We start from the raw sequence: 24,602 nt of genomic DNA, 5'->3' as shown, positions 1-24,602 counted from the left end.
AAAAAGCCAACTGCTCTCTCCCTGTTTAAAATCGATAGTCGACCGTTAAGCTCGCACTACGTGGATCGCCTGGAAACAACTGACTATAACTATAGCCACCGGTCCAATGTACTTTGTCGAACACATTGTCAATCACCAAGGAGGTCTTCCAACTGTCCACCTGATAGTACACACCTGCGTTGTAGATCAGATAGCTAGGCAATATTAACCCTGCAGAGGAGGTTGCTCGCTCCCCCACATAGCTTGCCCCGATCCCAAATGCCCAATTATCATCTAACTGGTAACGTGACCATACAGTGGCCATATGTTTAGCTGCGCCCTCTTTGCGTTTGCCCACTTCACTATCATTCAAATCTTTGGTTACTTTCGCTGAGTTATAAGCATAATTGGCAATTACGGAAAGTTGTTCCGTGATTTGACCATTAAGATCGAACTCAAATCCACGCGCTTGCTCGGCACCACGCTGACGATACATATATCGAGCAAAATCGATTTTGGCTGATGCTTCAGCGTCATATAACACGACATTTTCACGGGTTATTTGATAGATAGCTGTGGTTAATTGTAAATCATCGCTAAATAAACGCGCTTTAAAGCCGACCTCATATAATTCGCTATCTTGCGGTTTAAATGGGCCACCTTGTTCAGGATTATTTGAGTATAGAGGAGGAGGCTCAAAGCCCTGCATCCAACTCGCATAAAGGCTCTGAGTATCTGATAGCTTATACACAGCTCCCAATCGCGGTAGCAGTTGGCTATCTTTCGAGGAGCCACCGCCGGTATTATCTAGATCAAAACTTTCTTCACGTAAGCTCGCCAGTACCGACCATTGACCAAATACCATACGGTCTTGAATATAGATCCCTTCACTTTGTAGGTTACCACCAAACACAGGTCGCTGAGTTGCATTGTAGCTATCAGTATCGCGGCGCTTGTATTCAGGATTTAGAATATCGAACTGCATCGCATCGTTGGCTACTCGCTGGCTGGATTCTCTAAATCTATCAATATAGTCATAGCCAATCACCACATTGTGTTCGATATCACCGAGGTAAAAGTTGCCATTTAGATAACTGGACAAGGAGTCTGATTGTGCTTCTGAAGCACGCTCAATGTAGTGTAAATTGACGATAGAGTCTGAATTATCAGCATAATTTCCAATACCGTGCTCGACTAAGTCTTGATCACTATTTTGATGCATATACTGCACAGCTAACCACCAAGCATCGCTAAAACGATAGTCAACTGCTAAGCTGCTGATCAAGCTTTCTGTATCTAGCTTATCCCCTGGCTGTGTTGCCGAAACTTCAATCGGTATCGTGCCCAAACGCTGGCTACCACGGATATTCGGCTGCCCTCGTTCTAAGATCCCTTCACTGTCTGAATACACCAGTTCGAGGTTAAGCTTAAGCGTGTCACTGGGAATAAAAGTGACACTAGGTGACACTAATAGCCCTTTATTAAATGCTTGGTTTCTAAAAGAGTCAGAGTCTTCATAACCCACATTGAGTCGATACAGCACTGACTCCGATGAATTTATTGCACCTGTGGTGTCAAGTGCAACATACTTCTCTTGGTAACTCCCAACTCGAGCACTCAATTCATGACGACTAGTCGCTAATGGCTTTTTAGTTACGGTATTGATTACACCACCTGGGCTGGCATCACCAAAAATAGCTGAGGCAGGGCCTTTAATCACCTCTACTCGCTCAACATGTGCAATGGCGGTTTGTGACCAAAAGTCATTATAAGTTCGCATACCATTGAGGCGGCGATCATCTTGACTGCGAAAGCCTCGGATGGTGATGTCGTTATACACTGAAAATTCGCTCGCTCCGCTGACAAAAGGCGTCACGTCGTTTAGCCGCATCAATCCTTGTTGCTTGATTAATTCTTTTGTCACGGCGCTAATTGACTGCGGAAGGTCTAAAATATCAGCAGCCGTTTTTGTCGCTGAATACGTGTAGGTGGCAAAGTTTTTTTCCGAGTCCCGCCCCAACACTTCTATCACTTCAATGTCTTCATTTGCCAGTGATTGCTCAGCAGACCAAGCTGGTGCTGCGATACAACTGACTAGTATAAGCACTCGCTTACCTACAAAATGCATGGTAATAATCTCCCTTTTATATTAACCACGGGTTAATTACCTGCAATAGTAACGAAAACAGTTATCATTTACAATTTGATTTTATTCAACACTCATTACTTTTTGTACAGTTTCAATAACACTGGGATGCGAGATAATCTGCATATGATCAGCATCAACATAATCCGAGTGTTGAATATCCAGACGCTGACAAAATCGTTTTGCAACTCCTACATCACGCTCGTTACTCCACACAGTGTAATAGTCAACACCATCACCTTGCCGATAGTTAAGAGCATGACGACCAGCACAGCGCAATAAATAAGTCTGCTCTAAGGTTTGCACTATTTCGGTGGTAGGCATAGCTGCAACACTTTCTTCAAGCACATCAATATGCTCTAGAAGAAAACGCGTGATATCGTCAGCTCTTTCTGCCACTGAACCTCCATCAGACCAAGGAAACTGAGCAACCGCTTGATAAAACTCAGCTTCAGAGTTTGGAGCAGCGATGCTCTCCGAGAGCCTTGTTAAAATATAATCACGCCAACTTTCTGGTTGGGCATTGGTTGGTTCGAACGGGTCCCAACTATCAATTAACAGCATACTGTTTACGCGTGTATTTCTCCCTGTTAGCGCTTCAACCAACTGTAATGCTATCGCTCCTCCCAAAGACCAGCCAAGTACATAAATGTTCTGATACTGGCTAAGATCTCCGAGCTGATCCGCATAGCGATGCGCCAAAGTACTAAAATCATCTTGTTGTGATAACGCAAGATCAGGGGTAATGCCGATACAGCGAATATATTCAGGCAACGCCATAGCAAGCGGTCTGTATGACATAGTAAAACCGCGACCGTCATGAAGACATATCAGCAAATCGCGATATGACTTCGATGATGCAGATTCAGGTAAAATGTCACAAATATTAGATTGTTTGGAAAGCGCAATTTGCTGAGCCAAATCACGCAAGTTATCTGCTTGCCAAATAGCTTGTGCGAGTAAAGGCTCTGGTCGAGCTAATTTTTGCCATTGATGCACCATACGTAACGCATGAATGGAGTTTCCACCCAACGCAAAGAAGTTATCTTCTCGATATACTTGGTTAACCTGCAGCACTTGCTGCCATACTCTAGCTAGCGCTTGTTCCAGATGACCTTGAGGTTGCGTTCCCTGACGACTTTCCTGCAACGGTTTGGGTAACGCTTTTCTATCCACCTTGCCACTGTGATTAAGCGGTAACGCTTCTAACAAGATGATTTGTTCTGGCACCATATAACTGGGTAACAAATCACTGACAGCTGCTGTTATTTGGCCGCGACTTAACGTCTGCGTGCAAACATAAGCAACAAGTCGTTTATCATTATCATCACCATGCGCGACCACTACCGCTTGATTGACTCCTTCCACCCTTAACAACTGGCTTTCAATTTCCCCCGTTTCTATACGGTGTCCACGGATCTTCACTTGATGATCTGTCCGCCCCAGAAAGCGCAGCTCGTTGTGTTCGTTACGCTCAACCAAATCTCCCGTGCGATAGAGTCGCTCGCCGACACTGGAAAAAGGATTTGCAATAAATAGCTGTGCAGTCAACGCTGGTTGCTCCATGTAACCTCGCGCTAACCCTGCACCACCAATGTAAAGCTCTCCGGCAACTCCCGCTGGGCACACATTCAGATAGCTATCTAAAACATATAACTGTGTATTACGAATTGGGAAACCAAGATGAATATTATCCTGTACCCGATGGCATGAAGACCATACCGTGGTTTCAGTAGGGCCATACATGTTATAAAGCACAACTTGCTTGGCTTTTAATGCTTGAGCCAACACAGGAGGTAATGCTTCTCCACCGCATAACCCAACGACAGGATGTAAAAGCAGTGCTTTAGCCAGTAGCCCCTGCCATCCCGCAGGAGTGGCTTGAATATGACTAACTCCCTCCAAGTCACATGCTTTCAAACTGAATACAGAATCTGCAATCCTAACTTGTGCACCGCAAACCAATGGCAGATATAACTCTAAGCCCGAAATATCAAAACCAAGCGCAGTTAAAGCCAACCATTTTGAATCTTGAGTGAGCGAAAATTGGGATTTCATTGCTAAGATAAAATTAACCAGATTGCCGTGGGTAATTGCGACCCCCTTCGGCTGTCCTGTGGAGCCTGAGGTGTATAAAATATAAGCAACCTGCTGGGCACAGACCGGCGGTGACGTCTTATGGTCTTGATATCGTGTTCGATTCACTTTTGCAATCGACCAAACCGGTAATCCACTTGGGTTAAATATATCTTCTAAGTTGGTCACGATAGCCCTTGCAGCACTCGATGCAAAGATTAATTGTTGCCGCTGATGAGGCATATTGGGATCTACGGGGACATAGACCACACCTGCCTGCATACATCCGAGCAGTGCAACAACCATATCTACTTGGCGCGAGACGACCACCGCCACTCTATCCTCGGATTGCACGCCTTGTTCGATAAGGAAGTTTGCAAAGTTGTCACTTAGTTGCAGTAACGTTTCGTAATTCAGCTTGGCACCGCTGTCATCTTGCAATGCAATTGCAGCCAAAGGGATCTGTTGCTGTTTAATCAATTCGACGACTGTAGCCACTTCGTTAGTTTGTCGTGATGCACACAATGTAGCGTCTGGTTGATAGACAACTATGTCATTAATGGCCGTTTCAGGCTTGCTGATCAATGCATCCAGTAAGTTCAGGTAACAGGTTAAGAGCTGATCTAATAAAGCCGCGCGATACATAGCACCATCAGCTTCGAAGTAAAGCTCGATATTCCCATCTTGCACGCTCACGTCCAATGATAATTCAAACTTAGCAACCTGACTCTCAACATTTATTGGGCGTAGTGCCAGCGCCATGTCATTGCTTGGAACAGTGTCACTTTGTAAGTAATTAAACAGAACTTGAAAGTGCGGATGCCTATCCGCTAATACAGGCCAATCTAATTGCTCTGCAAGCCACTCAAACGGAACTTGATCTTCGTTTATCAGCCTTAGGGTATGGCGCTGGTTTTGGTTGACGGCATCGGTGAATGTCACTCCCTCACGAACTTCATTTTTATAGAGCTGCGTATTCATAAAGCAACCCACTACATCAGCGAGTTCAGGCAGATTTCGAGCAGCGGTTGGCGAACCAATCAAAAAGTCTTGCGTGCTGCTAAAACGGCTTAATGTTGCTTGCAATAAAGTCATAAAAACGGCCGCTGAAGTACAGCCATGACGCTGACAAAAAGCGTTAACCTGCTGGACTTGCTGCTCAGATAGCCGGTGACTGAGCATTACAGGGAAAGAGGAAAGCGTTGTCGTTGATTCCTTGCTCGGCAAGTTGATTGGCTGAGGCTGCTGTTTAATGTACTCCCGCCAATAAGTCAGCGTTTCATTGGCACTGTCATGAGCAAGGTATTCACTTTGCCACGTTGCATAATCTAAGTAGCGGCAACTTGGTTTGACCAATGCTTTTCCCTGATATGCGGCTAATAAATCTTTTAATATCAGTATTTTTGACCAAGCATCACTGACAATATGGTGATTCCGTAGTAATAAATACCCACCCTGTGCAGTATTCACCCAAGCGGCTTTTAAAAGTGGTACCTGACTTAAATTAAACGGCACATTACACCATGACTTCACCGCAGCTTGTTCAAGGAGTGATTGGCTATCTAATATCGAGTCTATATCAATAATGGTGAGCGGCACCTTACATGCAGAGGCAACGACCTGAGTTGCAGTGCCATCGAACTGATAAAAGGTACGAAAGATCTCATGGCATTCGACTAGTGCGTCCAATGCTGATTGCAACCGAGTAAGATCTAATGCAATAGGCGCATGATATGTACGTAATACGTCGTAAGCATTACTTTGTGGGTCTATTTGCTGGAGCAGCCATAAGCGTTTTTGTTGCAATGAAAGTACACCCGAAACCCTCTCTGTTGCAACAACCCCTGTCACTTCATCCTCTACTTCAGGTTCATTCCATAACTGCGCCAACAGGTCCAAATCAAGTCCATCTACCAATTCATCCGCTAACTCATTATTTGACATACACATACTCATAAAAATAAAAGTGGGAGCCGCTGGCTCCCACTTCATAGTCTAAAGATCATCGAAAGCTACGCCTTCACTTTGATATTTATGTGGCTTTCAGACCCATTTTTTCACGCAATGCTGCTTGCTGCTCAGGGGTCAGCGTTGCCAGTTTAATTTGCGTCAATGCTAATTTCTCCAATCTAGACGGATCGCCACTTAAGTTATTTAGTGCTTGCGCCAAAGATTGAATACTTGGATTGTCAAAGACCACACCAGGCTCAACGTTGAGTAATAGTAATTTCTTAATCCGCGTCGCAAATTTGATGGCTGATAGCGAATGACCACCCAAATCAAAGAAGCTCGCATCACAACTGACTCGTTCCACTTCTAAAATCTTCGCCAGTGTTGACGCCAGCAAGGTTTCCAACTGACTATTCGGGGCTACATAGGTAGACAATGTAAGATCAGCAATCTTAGGTAGACCTTGGCGGTCCACTTTACCATTAGCCAGTAAAGGCAGCTCAGCTATGCTGACAAAGAATGCCGGTACCATTGCATCAGGCAACACGTCACGTAGTTGCGTTTGCAGCGCCAAATTGTCTTGTCCTGTAAGCAGCTCTGCCGGGGTAGTTTGTTTGTCCAGATACTGAGTAAGAAAGGCAACCAATACAGCCTCGTTGCCATAATGTTGTACAGCAACAAAGCAATCGATACTTGCCAAGTGCTGAGAAATTGACTGTGCCACCTCGTTAGGTTCCACCCTGAATCCACGGATCTGAACTTGGTCATCTTTACGACCAGATAAGCTAATGGAGCCATCCGGTAGATAACGAGCGAGATCTCCAGTTCGATAGACTCGCTCAGCCCATTGGCTGTTACTTACAAACGCATCGTCGGACCCCACGTTAATGTAGCCGGGAGACAATTGCTGACCAGCGATACAAAGCTCACCCTGCTCACCAGTAGCACACAGTGCATCTTGGGAGTCTAAGATAAAAATTTGAGTACCAGAGAAAACATGACTTAATCTAGGTACCGCAGCATCAAAGCGCACATTATTTTCGTATTGGTGTGACATCACACCGACCGTCGTTTCAGTTGGGCCGTAGTGATTAAATACCTGTGCCTGTGGGGCAAGCTTATGCACTTTTTGGATCAACGTAGGTTTTGCCGCTTCCCCACCAAGGATCAATTTACTTGGAAGACGCGCCGGTACGACTTCTAGTAACGCTTGCAAGTGAGAAGGTACTATTTTTACGCAATCAACGTCTTGCTCTGCCACAAAGCGACCAAATGCCTCACCATCAAGCATTTCTTGCTCATTCGCTACAACTAAACTTGCACCGTTGTAAAACGCATTAAACAATGTTGTATTGCCAATATCAGCCGCTACGGTCGACGTTAAGCCAAAGCGTTGATTCTCTTGTAAGCCTAAAGCATGGGATGAGGCCGCACAGTACTGCGCAAGTTGTCGGTGTGCAATCGCCACGCCTTTTGGTACCCCCGTCGAACCCGACGTAAATAGCACATAGGCGGTGTTATCCAAGCTTATTTCTGGCAAGACACCCGCATCAAGCTCAAGTTGTTGCGCATCAAGTAGTAACTGCTCAATATTTTGCTCATGGATATGAATTGTGGCACTGGCAGCTTCTAGTACACGCTGCTTACGCGCTTCTGGCCAACTCGGGTCGATAGGGCAATATGCTGCACCAGCTCGCATCACGGCCAACAGCGTAACGACCTGCTGCCAACCTCTAGGCAGTGATAACAGCACAATATCACCCTGCTTTATACTTTGAGCTTGTAATGTTTGAGCCAATTTATTAACTAAAGTCACGAGCTGGTTATAGCTCAGAGCATGCGCGCCATCGACCAAAGCCACATGCTCACTGTTAGCATCAGCAAAATAATCGAGCTGTTCAAAGATATGAGAGGCTGTTACCCCTTTATCGGCATTCAATTCAACAAAACGCTGCTGCTCCAATGGCGTAACTAATGAAATTTCACTCACTGGAGTCGCCAACTTTTGCGGTGCCTGAGCGAGTAAATACACAAATTGCTCCAGTAACAAGGTAGCAGCTTGATGAGAATACGCAGCACTATTAAATTGCAACCTAACGCGGTCATCAGCAATGGTTAAACTCAACTCAGCATTATCAGCCGTCACTGCTGTGGCTTCAACACTCGCAAGTGTAGAAGCGAACTGAGTCATCATGCTACTTGTTGCTAAGCCCTCAGGACTTTCAAAACATTCAGCCCACTCATTATGTTGTTCTAGCGTGAAAGCAAACTGACCTATCCATTCTTTCAGTACTTGCATCGCAGCTGCAGGTACTTGAACGGGTAGTGCTTGGGTATAAACCCCGAGCGCATCAGCCAGGTCTTCACTCATTCTGCGAGGATCATAGCCAATACTAGTAATAAAGCTTTGCCCCGAAATACGTGCTAATAACAACCACCAAAGTGACAAATAAACACTTTCGGCTTCGACTTCTAACTGTTGTGCCAGCGCTGTAATGCCGTCAGCAACCGCTTGTGGTAAGTCATCATCAACGCATTGCAAACTTTGTAATGTACCTTGCTCAGGGGCCTTATGATAAGGCAACGCGAAGTGATCTTTTGCCGTGCTAAGTTGACTAATATATTGCTGCCAATAGGCTTTACCCTGAAGTGATTCTTCACTGCTGGTCAGCTCTTCAAGCCAAGCGAGAAAATCTGGATATTGAACACTTTCCTCACGCTCAACGTTCTGCGCTAGCAATCGTTGCGCAATGTTTTCAGTACTCACAAGATCAACACATAGCGCATGCGTGCGCACCAAAAGGTAAACCTCGTCTTGATGAGCGACTCTTATTACTTGTAGATTCTGACCCGATGCCGGGTTTAACGACAGCGGATATAAACTATCTAATGTTGCTAAGTTGATGCTGGTGCTCGATTCTAGCGTCACTGACTCAACCACTGGTTTGGCGACCTCTTGAGGTAACTGCCTTAACCCACGAAAGCCTGGGACTTCGGTAAATGCAAAACTTAGTACAATATTGTCATCGATTACTTCGTTTAATCTTGCCTGTAGCTGCTCAGCGCTATACTGAAAATCCAGCCGTAAGAGCGTACTATTAAAAGCCAGTGGCTCTAATGAATTACCTTGGTTTTGCTGCTGTGCACTAAGTGAAATACCTTGTGGATAAGCAGAAATATATTCTTGGATCATAAGATACACTACCTTTTACTTTACGTTATTTGCGTGTTGTAACTCTTGTTGCGTATAGATGTCCCCCATCGCAACAACGATTTTTCGTGGACCCTCGAATGGATCTCTTGCGTGTGCAGCAAGCATATTATCTAGCATCACGACATCTCCTTGCTGCCAGTCAAAGCGAACGGCACAGGTTTCGTATGCGGCACCAATAATCGCCATTTCTTCCTCACTAATCGCGCTTCCATCGCCAAAGTAGACATGCCTAGGTAATCTTTGCTCACCCACCAGTTCAATTAGACTTTCTTTAACCTCTGGCTCCAAACAGGCGATATGATGTAATTGAACTTGGTTAAAGAACGACCTTTCTTTCGTAAGCGGATGGACTATTACCCCATGGGTTTTAGTTTTGGTTTGTAAGCCATCGTTTTCTAACCAGCTGTATTCAATACCTGCTGCGCGGAGTCGCTCTTCCACCTCAATTTTGCTATCGGTCTTATAGAAGTGTTGCCAACTTACATCCACACTTTTGTGGAAATTGCGAGGATAGAGCAGGCCTTTTTCTTCAATTTTCTTAACCAACTCACTTGGCAACACAGATAACATGCGACGACAATCGACAATCGGGGTTGTACCGCCAACAGGTGAAGGTAGTTCACAAAAAAACCACTGTTTACGAGGCCACTGCTCTAAGTGAGAGCTCTCGTTGTGATAAAGGATCATTTTGTTTTCAGGGTAGGGAGTCGATTTATACGTCTTCTTGCCGCCCTCTTTTTTGGGCAGATCACCATAGTTACCATAAAGCCCAGGTTGGATCGCACTGGCAAATTGCTCAAAGTCCTGCGGTGTTTTTAGGCCAAAACCACGGAAGACCAACCCTGAATATTTCAGCAAGTTAGTTTCTATAAAATCTCGATTTGCTTCAGCCCAAATGTACGGGTCTAAATCTTTACTGGTTGGTTGGATCACCGCAGGAAACCCTTCGGCTCCTGGGAAAAATGTCGTAGAAGTTGCAGCCTGAGTAGCGCTAGCTGCGGGTTTTACCCCTTTTTTAAGTGATGAAAATTTACCTTTTCGCACAGTGGACGTCATCGTTTTCTCCTGTCATAGACTCATACCAATCCGCGGTAATGAACTATCGGACCTCCAATAGAACATCGCCCTGCCACCTTGAGTTGGTCTGCTTAGCGATATGACGTAAGGCAAATTATTTTCTTTACTACAAAGTAGAAGATTTACTTGATTTGAATCAAAAATGAGGTGCATCTCGCACCTCATTTTTATACAGATAGTTAAACCGGTTATGATCTGGAGTTCGCTACTTCTTTAACTTTGCAAACTTCGTTGATTTAAACTTATTCTGACTCGCTTGTTTGCTAATTTGCGGTCTGAACGTCGCTAAGCTTAGTGCGGGCTGTTGCACTAACTGCCCAAGCAACGCTAGCCATCTATCCAGTGCAACTTGCATTTTATCTCGTCGATATAGTCCGCTCTTGTAATAACAACGGCCTTGATAAGCGCTCTTTTGAGCATCAATAAAGATTGCTGAGTCAAACTTGCTCGATGTATCTGTAGAGGAGAGCCCTTCCATATTGAGCCCTTCAATTGGCCAATCCGGCTTTGGCGTATTTTGCATTACAAAAAGCTGTTGGAATAATGGCGACAACCCCGCAGTTCTTTGTACGCCTACCTCATTAATCACGCCGTCTAAGGTAAACAACTGATTGCTTTGTACATCGAGTAAGGTGTGTTGAACATGCGCACACAGCTCAGCAAAGCCCATAGCGCCAGTAAGGCGGATACGCAATGGAAGTACCCTAATAAAATATCCGATCAAAGGTTCTAGGTCGGCATGTTCTCGTCCCGACAGATCAGTGCCTAGCACTAAATCTTGCTGCCCAGTTATTTCATATAACCATGCAGCATAACTTGCCAGCAGTACACTAAAGACAGAACACTGCTGATGTTGCGCTAACTGCTCGATGGCTTGGCGCACCTCGGCCACGATGGTAAAGTCGATAACTTCACCTTTTGTATCACTATTTTCAGGACGCGGTGAATGCAGAGGGATCAGGGTTTGCATAGGTGCATCGGCCAATTGAGTTCGCCAATATTGAGCAACCTCGCGCGCCTCATCACTTGCCAAGCGCAGCTGCTGCCACTTAGCATAATCACTATATTGAACTTGCAGCGCAGGTAAAACGGTTTCGCGTTTCTCAACCTGTGCCAAATAAAACTCACCAACCTGCTGCACCAGGTTGCCCATAGACCACCCATCACTGACGATGTGATGCATGTTAATGGTTAACTGATAGTGTTTATCCGCAATTTCGACCAGCAACACTCGTAGTAAAACATCTTGTGCTAAATCAAACGGTGTACGCTCGAAGTGTTGACGCAACTCGGTCGCCTCTTGCGTATTTTGCTCTAAGCCATCAGTCAGTTTCACGAACTGCCAATTCAGTTCATTTTCCTCACTGTAAAGCGCAACCACATCGCCTTCTTGCTCAATAAAGCGATAACTGAACGTACGATGCCACGCCAGTAACTGAGTAAATGCTTGCTGCAGGCTTACCACATCAAGCTCACCAAAGAGATTCACACTCGTAGTGATGTTATAAGCCGCTTTATCTTTTTCTTCACTTAATTTGTCCGTGATCCAGAGACTACGCTGCTCCGCCGATACGGGCACTTGCTGCTCAAAAGGCAGTGCTTGTAGTACAATCGCTTCAGCCTCCCTATTCGCTTGATGCTGCTCAGCGATATATTGTGCCAACGCAGTAAATTCACTGTGTTCAAAGATTTCCCTGACCCCTAGATTCAACCCAAATGTTTGATTGATTTGCGAGGTCAACCTCATAGCTAGAATAGAATCCCCACCCGCATGGAAAAACTGGCTATGGGATGATGCTTCAACGCCTAATAACGCCTGCCAAATCGCCGCCAGTTGCTTTTCGTGAGTGTTCATTGCATGGCTTTCAGTTTGGCTTGCTTGCCGTGAGGGCTGAGGTAACGCTTTTACATCTATTTTTCCGTTTATAGTCAACGGAAATTGGGCCAATGCAAACCAATAAGCCGGTTGCATATAATCAGGTAACCTCTGTTGAGCTTGTGTTTGCAGCGCATTGAGATCCAGATCTTCTCCTATCACATAAGCAACTAGCTGTGCCCCTTGCTGAGTTTCTTGCAGACGGACCAGTGCACTATTTACGCTAGGCATTGCCGTGATTTGCTTTTCGATTTCAGCCAATTCAATTCGATAACCGCGTACTTTAACTTGTTGATCCGCACGCCCGTGATAAACAAGTTCGCCTTGCTTGCCCCAACGCACCAGATCACCTGTACGATATAAACGCTCGCCTTTATCGCTAAATGGGTTTGCGATAAAGCGCTCTGCGGTTAAATCCGCTCTAGCAAAATAACCTTGTGCCAACGTACCTGCAATGTACAACTCACCAATTCCACCTTGCGGCGTAAGGTTAAGCTCTTCACTCAACACGTAGGCATGACGCTCGCCAACGACTGAACCAATCGGCACATAAACACTGTCGAGCAATGAAGTGTTATCGTCTTGCCAAATGGTTGGCGTGATCACTGTTTCTGTTGGCCCATAAGCATTGATAAATTGTGTGTGAGGTGCACGCTGGCGCCATTGAAGTAGTTCTTGCACTGGCCAAGCCTCACCACCCACAATGCACAAGCGAACCGCATCAAGATGCGGCAAGTGCTGTAAATAGCCGCGTGGTAAGTCAACGATATTGATCTGCTTGGCTGTGATGAGTTCGCTACACTGCTCTGGTAATAGCGTTTTACCATTCACCATAGTGAGTTGGGCACCCGTTAACAGCGGCACAAAAACCTGCTCAAGCCCTGCATCAAAGCCCAATGAAGCAAATGCCAAAGCATGATCGGCGGCCTTATATTGGTAAGCATCGGCGATTGCCAAACAATGGCTCAATAGTGCAGCTCGTGTGACCGCAACCCCTTTTGGTTTGCCAGTAGAGCCAGAGGTAAACACCAGGTATGCCAATTGCTGTGGATGCTGTATAGATACTTCTCGCTTAGCGTGGCTCGCTAAGTTTATGATACTGCTGAGAGAAATTTGCTCAACAGCACAGTGCTCAAGCCCTTTCCCTTGATATAGCACCAATCGCGGTTCACTCACTGCAAGGATATCATGCAGACGGGAATCTGGAGAGTCGGAATCAAGAGGGACGTATATTGCACCAAGCTGCCAAATGGCTAAGATACTCGCAAGCGTATCGAGTCCTGTCCTCATCAATAATGCAACACGATCTTCACGGCGGATCCCTTGGCGTTGGAGACCATCGGCTATCTTTTCGCTATGTGACAACAGAGCCTGATAACTTAGTGACTGGTCTTCAAAGTGGATCCGTGCACTATGCTGATGCATCTCAGCTTGCTGGTATAAGCACTCCATAATATCGACTTTTTGTGTTTCCTGCCTGCTTCGGGGATCACCAAGTTCAAGTAATGCCTTTTCCTGCTCCGCACTCAATGCGGTTATACTGCCAAGAGGCTGCATCACTCCTTGCGCCAACTGCGAAATAATAAGCACAAAACGCTCAAGTAAGTGCTTTGCCTCAACCTTATTTAATGCTGCGAGTTGGTAGTGAAAAGCAATGTCGATGGTCTCTTGCTGTGAAATCGATACCGTCAGTGGGTAATCCGTCTCTTCGCGGCTAGCCACAAGCTCGAATTGCGTGGATTCCTTATCAGCTTGCTGAAGTGCCTCCGCTATCGGGTAGTTTTCAAAGACAACCAATGTATCAAATAATCCATTTGGGCAGTCCAATCCTCCTTCTCTTGCCCATTTTTGAACATCACTTAAGGGAGTGTATTCATGTTCACGTGCAGCTATGCTTTGGCGTTGTAGCTGCTGCAACCATTGTCCAACGGGCAATTCTGGTTCCAGCGTTACTATCGTCGGTAACGTATTTATAAACAAACCGAGCATGCTATCACTTTGGGGAAGCTGCGGTGGTCGTCCTGAGGTCACCGAGCCAAAACATACGGCATTGCGCCCGAGAGCGGTTTTCAATACCAATGACCATGCGGCTTGGATCAACGTGTTTACCGTGATCTGCTGGTGACGACAAAAAGACAGGAGGGTTTCGGTCTGTGTGGAGTCAATTATCCAGCTTGTTTGACCAGCTTGGTTTTCTGCTACATGCAATTTTTCCGCTTGATTGAACAGCGTACAAGGCTCACTCAATAGTTGTAATTGCTGTTGCCAATAACGGCTATTCTGCACTTGGTCTTGTGCTTGTAAAAACGCAATATAACTGTCGTACTGACCAGTTACAGCTGTCAGCGCTTGTCCTTGATAGGCACTCAGTAGTTCGCCCATCATTCGAGAAGCACTCCAGCCGTCAGTGAATAAATGGTGATTGGTCCAAATAACTCTGTATTGCGTGGCATTGAGCCGAACGATAACCACACGGTTAAAGCCAATGTCTTTCTCTAAATTAAAGCCTGATGCCACTTGCTGCTTTGCCAGCTGACCGAGTTCAGCCTGTACATTTCGGTTTTTCATAGACCAGTCAAGTACCGTGATATCAGCCTGATGTGATGTAACAACATATTGATGTGGCGGCGTGACCTGAGTGAGCAAGCCCGTTCTTAACGCATCATGGCGATCTGTTACTCGTTGCCAAGCAGCGCTAAATGCGTCTATATCTAAACCGGTTACAGCGAACTGCATTTGATTTATGTAAGCACTATTGTCACTGTACAAAGCGTGGAAAAGCATGCCTTCTTGCATCGCTGAAAGAGGATAAACTTTGCTGATTTTCTCAGCATCTAACTGCCGTAATGTGTCGTCCGAGAGTTGCGCTAGTGGCACATCAGACCGACTTAGTTTTGCGGTTGCTGTTTCGCAGTGGCTTACCAACTCCTCCAAGCATTGCTGGAACAATCTCATAAAATCATTCACTGCGCCTGCGCTCAGTCGAGCCTCAACAAAACTTGCGCGGATCTGGAGTTGCCCTCCTAAGACCTGTGCTTGTATCGCCAGCTCACTCGTCACCTTTGCCAAGCCATTATGGCTTGCCCCTGTAGACTCAACGGCGGGTTGCCATATATCATCACTGGTAAAGTTATTGTCTAACTGGCCTAAATAGTTAAATTCTATATCCGCAATTTCTGGCAAGTGTGTAGGTGTGGCGGAATTGCCATACTTAAGTGCGCCATAGCCAATTCCTTTATTTGGGATCCTACGCAAAACCTCTTTTGTGCCAGTGATCGTGTCGAGCCAGTTGCCGTGGCGCGATAGTTTCAGCGGGAACATAGCGGTAAACCAACCCACCGTACGACTCAAATCAATCTCTGATTGCCAAGGTTCTCGACCATGTCCTTCCAAATGGAGCACATATTCATCTTTTCCTAACCAGCGATACACCGCTTCGCTCAGCGCACTTAATAATAAGTCATTAACTTGGGTGCGATATGGCCGACTTGCTTGGGTCAGTAACTGTGTTGTGAGTTCGACAGAACATTGTTGTTCTGCGGTTGCTACGCTGGCTTCAACTGCACTTGCTTCCACATCCTGATAAGGGAAAGGTAAAGGAGATGCGGTTTGCATATGCCAAAAATTAGCTTCATCAGCAAACGCTTCACCATAGTGCTGTAGCGCTTCGGCCCACTTTTTCACACTGCTCGACTTGGCTGGTAGCTGCCAATCTGCAGAATTCAGCAACTGCTCATAGCCGGTTGCTAAATCATCCAACACAATGCGCCAAGACACGCCATCAATCACCAAGTGATGAACCACCAGCAAGACACGATAGCTGCCGTCGGCTACTGTCATCACTGCCGCACGCATCAAAGGCCCATCTTGAATATTCAAGCTTGCTTGTATTTCCTCTGCCAGCGCAGTGATCTGCTCACTCTCCACTTGATACATTGTGAAAACCTGCGCCAGCATCGACTCGTGATAATCACCAAAAGATTGTTGCCAATAACCTTGACTGTCCTTGCTAAATGTCAGCCTTAGGGCGTCATGATGCTGAATGAGTCGACCTATCACTTGCTTGAATACACGCCAATCTAACGCTTGCTCCAAGCGTAACATGACCGCTTGGTTGTAGTGATGTGGTGCATGCTCTCGCTGCTCAAAAAAGGCTTGCTGAATAGGCAAAAGTGGCGCCTGCCCTTTGACTTCTTCCTCGTCGCCCGGATTTGGCTCAGCTAACTGGACGGCAAGCGCCGCAATACCCGCTATGGTTTGCGCTGCAAACACATGTCCAGGTGATACTTCCCAGCCAGCTTGACGACACAAAGACACCATTTGTAGGCAAATTATCGAGTCGCCACCGAGGGCAAAAAAGTTATCATCTCGGCCTATTTGCTCCAGATTAAATAATTTGCACCAGATTGCAGCGATCGATTGTTCAGCCTCACCAACACAGACCGTGATTTGCGTTTGCTCTTGGTGCTTGGGTGCTGGTAAAGCTGAACGATCCACTTTGCCATTGGCGTTCAGCGGCAGACTATCCATTAGTGTAAATACTGCAGGAACCATGTATTCGGGTAGCGCCGCCCTGGTATCGGCTTGAATGTCTTGTGCCGTTCTATGTGAACAGAGATAAGCGAGTAACCTAGTTGTTCCTGCATGCTGCTGAGCAACAACAGCCACATCACTTACGCCTGCCATCGCACGCAATTTAAGCTCAACCTCTTCAATTTCGACCCGGAAACCACGGATTTTGACTTGGTTATCGACTCGACCAATAAACTCAAGTTGCGCGTGTTCGTTCCATCTCACCAAATCTCCAGTGCGATATAAACGCTTACCTGAGTCACTAAATGGGTCGGCCACAAAGCTTGCAGCAGTTTGGCCGGCTCGGCCAAAGTAACCCTGAGCCAGAATCTCGCCTCCAATATAGAGCTCACCCGCTTGCCCTTGTGGTACCAAGTTCTGCTCTGCATCTAGTACATAGAGTTTACGCTCTGCAATAGCAGTCCCAATCGGAACGGAGTCGATATGCGCAACATCGAGCTTAGTACAATCAAAGATTGCGGCCTCCACCACAATTTCGGTGGGTCCATAGGTATTGACCAATTTTACGTCTGCCAAGCCTGCTTGTCGCCAAGCGCTAATAGCTTGTTTTGACATGGCTTCGCCACCGGAATGCACCTGTCGTAACGCCGGTAAGCGCCAATTGTGCTTGGGCATTAAATAACACCAATCTTCAGCTACTTGGCGCCAATAAGCGGCACTTAAGTCCATAACACTGATGCGATGTTTGCGGGCCTGCTCAAATAATTGTTGTGCATCCCACAAGCTATCGTCTCGAATAACCAGTGCAGCGCCAACCACCAAGGTTGGAAAGACCTGCTCAACAAAGGCATCAAAGTTCGCCGTCGCAAACTGTAAAACCACATCTTGTTGCGAAAGATTGATAAAATCAGCTGCCGTAAATATATAACGGCTAAGCGCCCCATGTGCTACCGCTACCCCTTTCGCTTGACCCGTCGAGCCAGAAGTGTAGTTAAGATAAGCGATATGCTCAGGATGGACGTCAATAGTTAAGTCTTGTGCAAACCAATCAGAGGTATCCGAGCAAACTAATGCGTCTTCTGCTATCAAAGGAAGCGATGTTAAGTGCAATTGCTCGCCCAATACCAAAACACAGCCGCTATCTTCTATCATGTGAGTTAGCTTATCTTCGGGCAGCTTAGCGTCCAGTGGTAAATAGGTCACTCCAGACTTAAAACACGCGAGCAAGCTTGCCACCAAATAAGGCGACCTTGGCAATGCAATACCCACGACTTCCCCAGCCTTTACACCAACAGTTTGAAGTTGCGAAGCAATATAGTTGGCATGTGCTTCTAACCATTGATAATCAAAGTGATGATCTTGAAAAATCATTGCGGTATTTGTTGGCGTGGCAAGAGCCTGTTGACGAATCAAGGTGTGCGTTAACTTCTCAACGTGAGCCAAGGTTTTACCCTTATTCGCGTTACTTTCAGGCAAATACGGGCGCTGGTTTTCGTAGGCCACATCAATCCAATTACCAATGGTCTCATTTTCATGTCCCAAAGCTAAGGTAAGCAGTAAACAGAACTCTCGTTGTAGTGTCTGTATATATTGGAGATCAAACTGTGCGAGATCGTACTCAATTTCACACGCTATATTGGCCTCGCTAGTTTGCACCGATAGTGCAATGGCAAACTTGCTCTGGGTACTGCCACCCGCGACAGGTTCTAGCGAGAAATCAGCGAAGTTGAGTTGTCCTTGTAACTGCGGTTGGCAATCAAACCCCACTTGAAAAAAACTACCTTGATACTGCTCAGTGCGATGTTCTGGTAACACCGACAACACATATTCAAACGGTACATCACTGTATTGCGTGCAAGTAAGTGCATGTCCTTGTATTCGTTTCACAATATCAATAAAAGATCGGGCTGCATGGGCCTCACAGCGATAGGCTTGCGTGGTAATAAAGCAGCCTACGATGTCTTGCACTTGCTCTTGCGAGCGACCCGCGTTGGGGACTCCAACAACAAATTGATCATTCCCATGGTGGCGAGATAACAATAACTGCCATACCGCCAGCAAGGATGCAAACGGCGTGACCTGATTTCGTTTACAAAAATCATTAAGCTCCACACTTAACGGCGCATTGAGCATAAATTGTTGACGCGCGCCTGCTGAGCTTAACTTATTAGACGTGAAACGCTGCTGGTGTAATCGCACTGGTTGTCGCGGGGCATTTAAATAATGCAGCCAAAAACCGACAGCAGGATGCGCGTCGGACAATTCACTGCGCTGCCAATGTGCAAAATCAAGATAGCGTAGTGTAGGCTTAGACAGGGAAAGTCCCTGATAGGCGCGTTTTAAATCGGCCAAAATCAGGTTATTAGACCAACCATCAGAAACTAAGTGATGATAACTTAATGCAAGAATTTGCAACTGATCGGCGCAACTGATGAGTTGAGCTTTGAGTTGCGGCACTTGTGTTAAATCGTTAGCTGTCATTAACCAAGTGTTTAATTCTTCGCTCGCCAGGTAGCTAGCTCTACATTTATCACTATGAACTTGCTCTAACGAAAAAACAGCACTGTCCAGCTCAACTTGTGTTGGCTCATTACCATTTGCGATAAATTGCGTTCTAAATACACTATGATTGGCAATCACAGCTTGTAGAGCCAACTCTAACCTGACTGCATCGACTTGACCATGGACTTCAAAGACGACAGGCATGAGATAGCTTGTATTCGACTCATCTAATGCTTGCAGCGTCCAAAGCTGTTGCTGTAAATATGATAAGGGTGCGGTATGACCGGATAGATGAGGGATCCCTTCGCTGGCATCTTGCTCTAACAGTAAACTCAATATATCGCTATCAATATCCGCTAAAAAATCATCTTGCATATTTACACCATGCCTATCTTCAAAGTTGACACCGCGAGGCGGCCAAAGTATCAGTAAGACGGTATAGCGCTATTGAAATTTACTTTTCATTTTAAAAGCCAAGTCTACCCACTTGGCTTTTATCGTTATCGCTCAGTAATCACTTACCGCGATTTAAATTTGGCAAACTTGTTGAGCTTTGGCCTATTGTTTGTAGCAGATGACATAGAACGATAGAGCTCACTAATCACCGTATTTGGCTTTGCTGTGAGAGATAATAGAAGCTGACTCCATTGCTCCAGCCAAGCCGCCATAGCGGGTTGATCATAAAGCGCTTTTCGATATAACCAAGTACATTCAATTTCGTCATTAGGGGTAACAAATAACGCATTGGCAAACTTGCTGTACTTAGGCAAATCAATATCGGCGGGGGAAAATGAGACACCCTTTACTTGCCAACTTGGTTTTGGCGCATTTTGCATTACAAATAGTTGCTGTAGGATCGGTGCATTGAACTGGTTTCTGGGTGGATTCACTTGCTTAATTATTTCATCTAAGCTCATCAATTGATGTTCCACCGTCACAGCTAACGCATGGTGTACTTCTTTCAGTACTTCTTCCATGGTGGCGGCTGAAGATAGCTGGGTTCTAACAGGGAGAACTTTCACAAAATAACCTATGATAGCTTCCAACTCTGGTATTTCTCTGCCAGCGAGATCAGTCCCGATCACTAAGTCTTGTTGTTTGGTCACAAACTGTAAGAACAATAAGTACGCGGTCATCATTACCGAGTTTAGAGAAACATTCTGTGCTTTGGCAAACGCCCTAAGCTGCTCACTTTGCTCAACAGATAACACCAATCGTACTTCTTCTCCCAGATCGCTAGCCTGCTCAGATAAAGGCTTATGCGCAGGAAATAACGAAAGCGCAGGTGCATCACGTAATGTATTGCGCCAGTAGCTTTGTTGCTTTGTTGCTTCTTCACTTAGTAAGCGCCGCTGTTGCCAATACGCAAAATCAGCATAGTCATAGGGAATTTCAGCCCCCTTCACTTGACTAGTATCACCATAAAATTGACTCAATGATTCAATAAAAATCGCAATGGACCAACCGTCAGAAATAATATGATGCATATTCACCAGCAAACGTAGATGGTCTGGCGCAAGCCAAACGGCCTTAACTTTAATAAGGGGAAGTGCTGCAAGGTCGAATTGGTGCGCGGACAGTTGCTGTTGTTGTTCTGCGAGCGCATGCGTTTTTGCACGCTCAGTCAATGCAATTAAATCCTGTTGTTCAATCACAATATGATTGTGAGCAACGGTCACTAGCCTAATTTCACCATCTATTTCTTCAAACCGCGTCCGCAGCGCAGATTGTTGCTCAACTAACTTATCTAATGCGTATTGTAATTTGTCTATATCCAAGTGGCCGCGTAAATCAACACCGCCAAACATGTTGTAACTCATGGCTTGGCCCTTGTTTGCTGCAAGCTGATGCGCAACCCATAAACTTCTTTGCCCTGGCGACACTACAACAGGGAAATCCTTTGGCCTTTTCTCGAGCGCTGTAATAGTCCCTTGTTCCAATTCAATCGCCTCGGCAAACTGTGACAGTACAGGGCTGAGCAACAGCGTTTTAAGCGCTATGCTATAGCCAAGCGCTTGATTGAGCGCAGCGATAAAGCGCAGTGCAATAATGGAATCTCCGCCTAGTTTAAAAAAGCTATCGTGTCGACTTACTTGATCAAGACCAAGCTGGGCTTGCCATAACCCAGCAACCAATTGCTCTACTGCTCCTTGTGGTGCAACAAAGTTGATGTCAGCTTGAATGTCCACTTTAGGTAGTGCCGCTTTATCTACTTTGCCATTCACCGTAAGTGGTAAGTGATCTAAAGCGATAATGGTGGATGGCAACATGTATTGAGGTAGCTGCTTTGCTAATTGAGAAAGTACTGCTTGCTCGTCAATTTCACTGGCCACAACATACCCGATAATACGTGAGGAATTTGCGCTTGCATCAACTATTACGGTTGCTTCATCGATGTTTTGCAAAGCGCAAAGCTGCGCTTCTATTTCTGCAAGCTCTATACGATAACCACGAATTTTTACCTGATTATCACTGCGTCCAAGATATAACAAAGTCCCATCCGCTTCATAGCGCACGATATCTCCTGTGCGATATAAACGGCTACCATCATCACTAAATGGGTTCGCAATAAAGCGTTCAGCGGTCAGATCAGCACGTCCAACATAACCTTGAGCAAGCCCTGCCCCTGCAATGTAAAGCTCCCCAACCGCGTTGGCGGGACAATGATTTAGATACTTATCCAGCACAAATAGCTCGGTATTGTTTAGCGCATTGGAGATAGGCTGAACGGTATAATCTGTACACGACTTGGGCGTCACCGTATATGCAGAGCATCCTACCACCGTTTCTGTCGGGCCATACTCATTAATGAATCGGCTATTGATTAGCTGGCGGCGAAGCTTACTCACAGTACCAGACATCAACTTATCACCACCTATAACAAAACAATGATGGCATGAAGAAGTGATGTCACGGCCAAGGCTTAATAGCCCATCAAGGTGCGCAGGTGTGAGTTTAAATAAGGTATCTTCAGTTGCGTGTTGAATGCTATCTGCAACATGATTGAGCAGTGCGTCATCTTGATTTATCAGCTGCACGCTTTTACCCGCGTAGATAGGCACCAGTAAGCTTGTGATCGTTGCATCAAAAGACAAGGTCGAGCTCACTACTGCACGCTGACAGTCATGCATATAACGCGAGCTTGCATCTGCTAAGTAGTTGTTTAGTCCCGATAAGGTGACAGCTACTCCTTTTGGTAATCCCGTAGAGCCCGATGTATAGAGCACGTAAGCAAGTTGTTTGCCATCACGTGATGGCAACACCAGCTCTGTGATCGATTTAGTCATTAGTTGCCGATAACTCAATTGCTCACAGCTTATCTCTGGTATGGCTTCAACGTCGCTCACCACCAGTGCAAGTTGACTATTCTCAACAAGATACTGCTGTCGTGATATAGGCAATGAAGCATCAATGGGGACGTACGCCATTCCTGCTTTTAAGATACCAAAAATACACACTAATGATGCGATATCACGGGACATTCTCAACCCCACTAAGCTTTGTGGTTTGAGGCCTTGAGCTTGCAGTAATGCAGCAACTTTATCACTATGTTGCACCAGTTCTTTGTAGGTGAGTGCCCCTGATGCACCTGAAACCGCTATCGCTTCTGGCTGCCGATTACCATATCGCTGCAGCTGAATAAGCAAATCATCAGGCGCTTGAACACGCGGACCACTTGGCAATCGACTCACAACATCACCTTGCCATAAACTTGCCTGTGTCACGGGCACCTCAGCTGATGCACTAAGGTGAGTAAGCGCAGACAAAAATGCAGTTTGCAATTGCGTGATAAAACACGCTTGATATAGCTCCTTAGCGTAATAAAAGTGGCACTGAACGCCCTCACCTTGAATATCAATAATGTCTAAATGCAAATCAAACGGCATAGTAAAGCGATGCGCTTGGGTATGGGTTAACGCGATATTATTTAGCTTTTTGGCACTTTGTTTATCACGACGTAAATAGTTAAACATCACCTGAAAGAGCGGATGTGTGCCATTGACTCGCTCGACAGCTAGCGCGTCGATAAGCTGTTCAAATGGTAAATCTTGATTAGATTGCGCGAAGTGATGATGATCTTTTGCTTGCGCTATCAGTGTCGCAAAGCTATCGCTATCTTGAATTCGTAGGGCGCTGACTTGAGTATTGACAAAAAAACCGATCACCCCCAACGTTTCGGCTAAATGTCGGTTTGCAACGGGTACGCCGACTAACACATCCTGTTGACCACTATAACGTTGTAGTGTCATTTGGAAGACTGTAAGCATCACCAGATAAGGCGTCGTACCAAAGCGCTCTGCTGCTGTGCTAACCGTCTCAGCCACGCTTTGTGATAAAGTGATACTATGAGTCGCCATTGTATAGGTGTCTAACCGCCTTGCTGACTCCGTTGCCGGTAAGGTGATTGCTTCTATCCCCTTTGGTAACCGTGCTACCCAGTTATGTTTTTGCTGTTCGAGTTTCGCGCTATTTTCTTGCTTGGATTGCCACAAAGCATAATCAATATAGTCGACTTTTTTCTCAATTGACGGCCCCTTATTAAGGGCAATCAATTGATAAACATCTACAAACTCATCAAACAAGATTTGCATTGAAGTACCGTCGGTAATGATATGATGCATGACAATTAACAGTTCGCAACGCTTACCTTGTGTGATCAATACCACACGTAGTAACGGGTCCGACAACAAGTCAAATGGCCGCATTGCTTGCGTAAGCGCCTCAGTGATCAATTCTTGGCTTGATTGCGCTTGCGACAGCGCAACAAATTCAAACGTCAGTTGGGGATTTTGCTGCTGAAAAACACCTTCAAGCGTTTCAGTAAATTGGATTTGTAATGCACCATGTCGAGCCTGCAGTACCGCAAAGCTTTGTTTCACCAACTCAGCGTCTAACTGTCCATCGAAATACAAAGAGCCTGCCAAATTATAAGCTTTATCATTCGGTGCAATTCTCCAAGCATACCAAAGCCTTTGCTGTGCGGCTGTTAACGGCGCTTTAGCCTGCAATTCAGAGCGGCTCGGTAAACTCATTTGAGTTGTATTTGCCCTTTGTTTTATCAAGTCATTTAGCTGTTGGGCTGATGTCGAGTGTAGCCTAGATTTTCGTTGGCGTTTTCTCGTTGGTGCTTCCACTTTCGGTCTCCAGTTTAGGACAATGCAACTGCCACTTTTACTTGGCAAGTAGACGAGTGAAAAAATGAAAAAAACAGTCGCAAATAAAAATGATTCCTTTTACTAAATTTTTGT

Annotated in this window: 6 protein-coding genes; all 6 read right to left on the bottom strand. The window is 45.7% G+C overall.

Going from position 1 to position 24,602, the window contains the following annotated elements; all coding sequences use genetic code 11:
• Positions 1 to 25: 25 nt before the first annotated feature.
• Positions 26 to 2,086, bottom strand: coding sequence for a TonB-dependent siderophore receptor (locus PPIS_RS15775; RefSeq protein ID WP_248694168.1), 2,061 nt, complete (start codon positions 2,084 to 2,086; stop codon positions 26 to 28).
• A gap of 102 nt (positions 2,087 to 2,188) precedes the next feature.
• Positions 2,189 to 6,145, bottom strand: coding sequence for a non-ribosomal peptide synthetase (locus tag PPIS_RS15770; protein WP_010374408.1), 3,957 nt, complete (start codon positions 6,143 to 6,145; stop codon positions 2,189 to 2,191).
• 88 nt (positions 6,146 to 6,233) lie between these two features.
• A complete protein-coding gene (locus tag PPIS_RS15765; RefSeq protein WP_010374405.1) occupies positions 6,234 to 9,344 on the bottom strand; it encodes an amino acid adenylation domain-containing protein in 3,111 nt (1,036 codons plus the stop codon).
• Positions 9,345 to 9,359: 15 nt separating this feature from the next.
• Positions 9,360 to 10,421 carry a TauD/TfdA family dioxygenase gene (locus PPIS_RS15760; protein ID WP_010374403.1) on the bottom strand — a complete coding sequence of 354 codons (1,062 nt, stop codon included), beginning with the start codon at positions 10,419 to 10,421 and terminating at the stop codon, positions 9,360 to 9,362.
• A gap of 226 nt (positions 10,422 to 10,647) precedes the next feature.
• Positions 10,648 to 19,728: a non-ribosomal peptide synthetase gene (locus PPIS_RS15755; protein ID WP_010374401.1), complete on the bottom strand. Its 9,081-nt coding sequence runs from the start codon at positions 19,726 to 19,728 to the stop codon at positions 10,648 to 10,650.
• A gap of 143 nt (positions 19,729 to 19,871) precedes the next feature.
• Positions 19,872 to 24,488: a non-ribosomal peptide synthetase gene (locus PPIS_RS15750; RefSeq protein WP_010374399.1), complete on the bottom strand. Its 4,617-nt coding sequence runs from the start codon at positions 24,486 to 24,488 to the stop codon at positions 19,872 to 19,874.
• Positions 24,489 to 24,602: the final 114 nt, after the last annotated feature.

Source organism: Pseudoalteromonas piscicida, from assembly GCF_000238315.3.
GTDB lineage: Bacteria > Pseudomonadota > Gammaproteobacteria > Enterobacterales > Alteromonadaceae > Pseudoalteromonas > Pseudoalteromonas piscicida.
Note: the sequence above shows the minus strand (reverse complement) of the source record. Positions and strands in the feature narration are given on the sequence as shown.

Coding starts and splice junctions, on each gene's coding strand:
- PPIS_RS15760 (WP_010374403.1), bottom strand. CDS start 10,421: ATGACGTCCACTGTGCGAAAAGGTAAATTTTCATCACTTAAAAAAGGG.
- PPIS_RS15765 (WP_010374405.1), bottom strand. CDS start 9,344: ATGATCCAAGAATATATTTCTGCTTATCCACAAGGTATTTCACTTAGT.
- PPIS_RS15755 (WP_010374401.1), bottom strand. CDS start 19,728: ATGCAAGATGATTTTTTAGCGGATATTGATAGCGATATATTGAGTTTA.
- PPIS_RS15770 (WP_010374408.1), bottom strand. CDS start 6,145: ATGTCAAATAATGAGTTAGCGGATGAATTGGTAGATGGACTTGATTTG.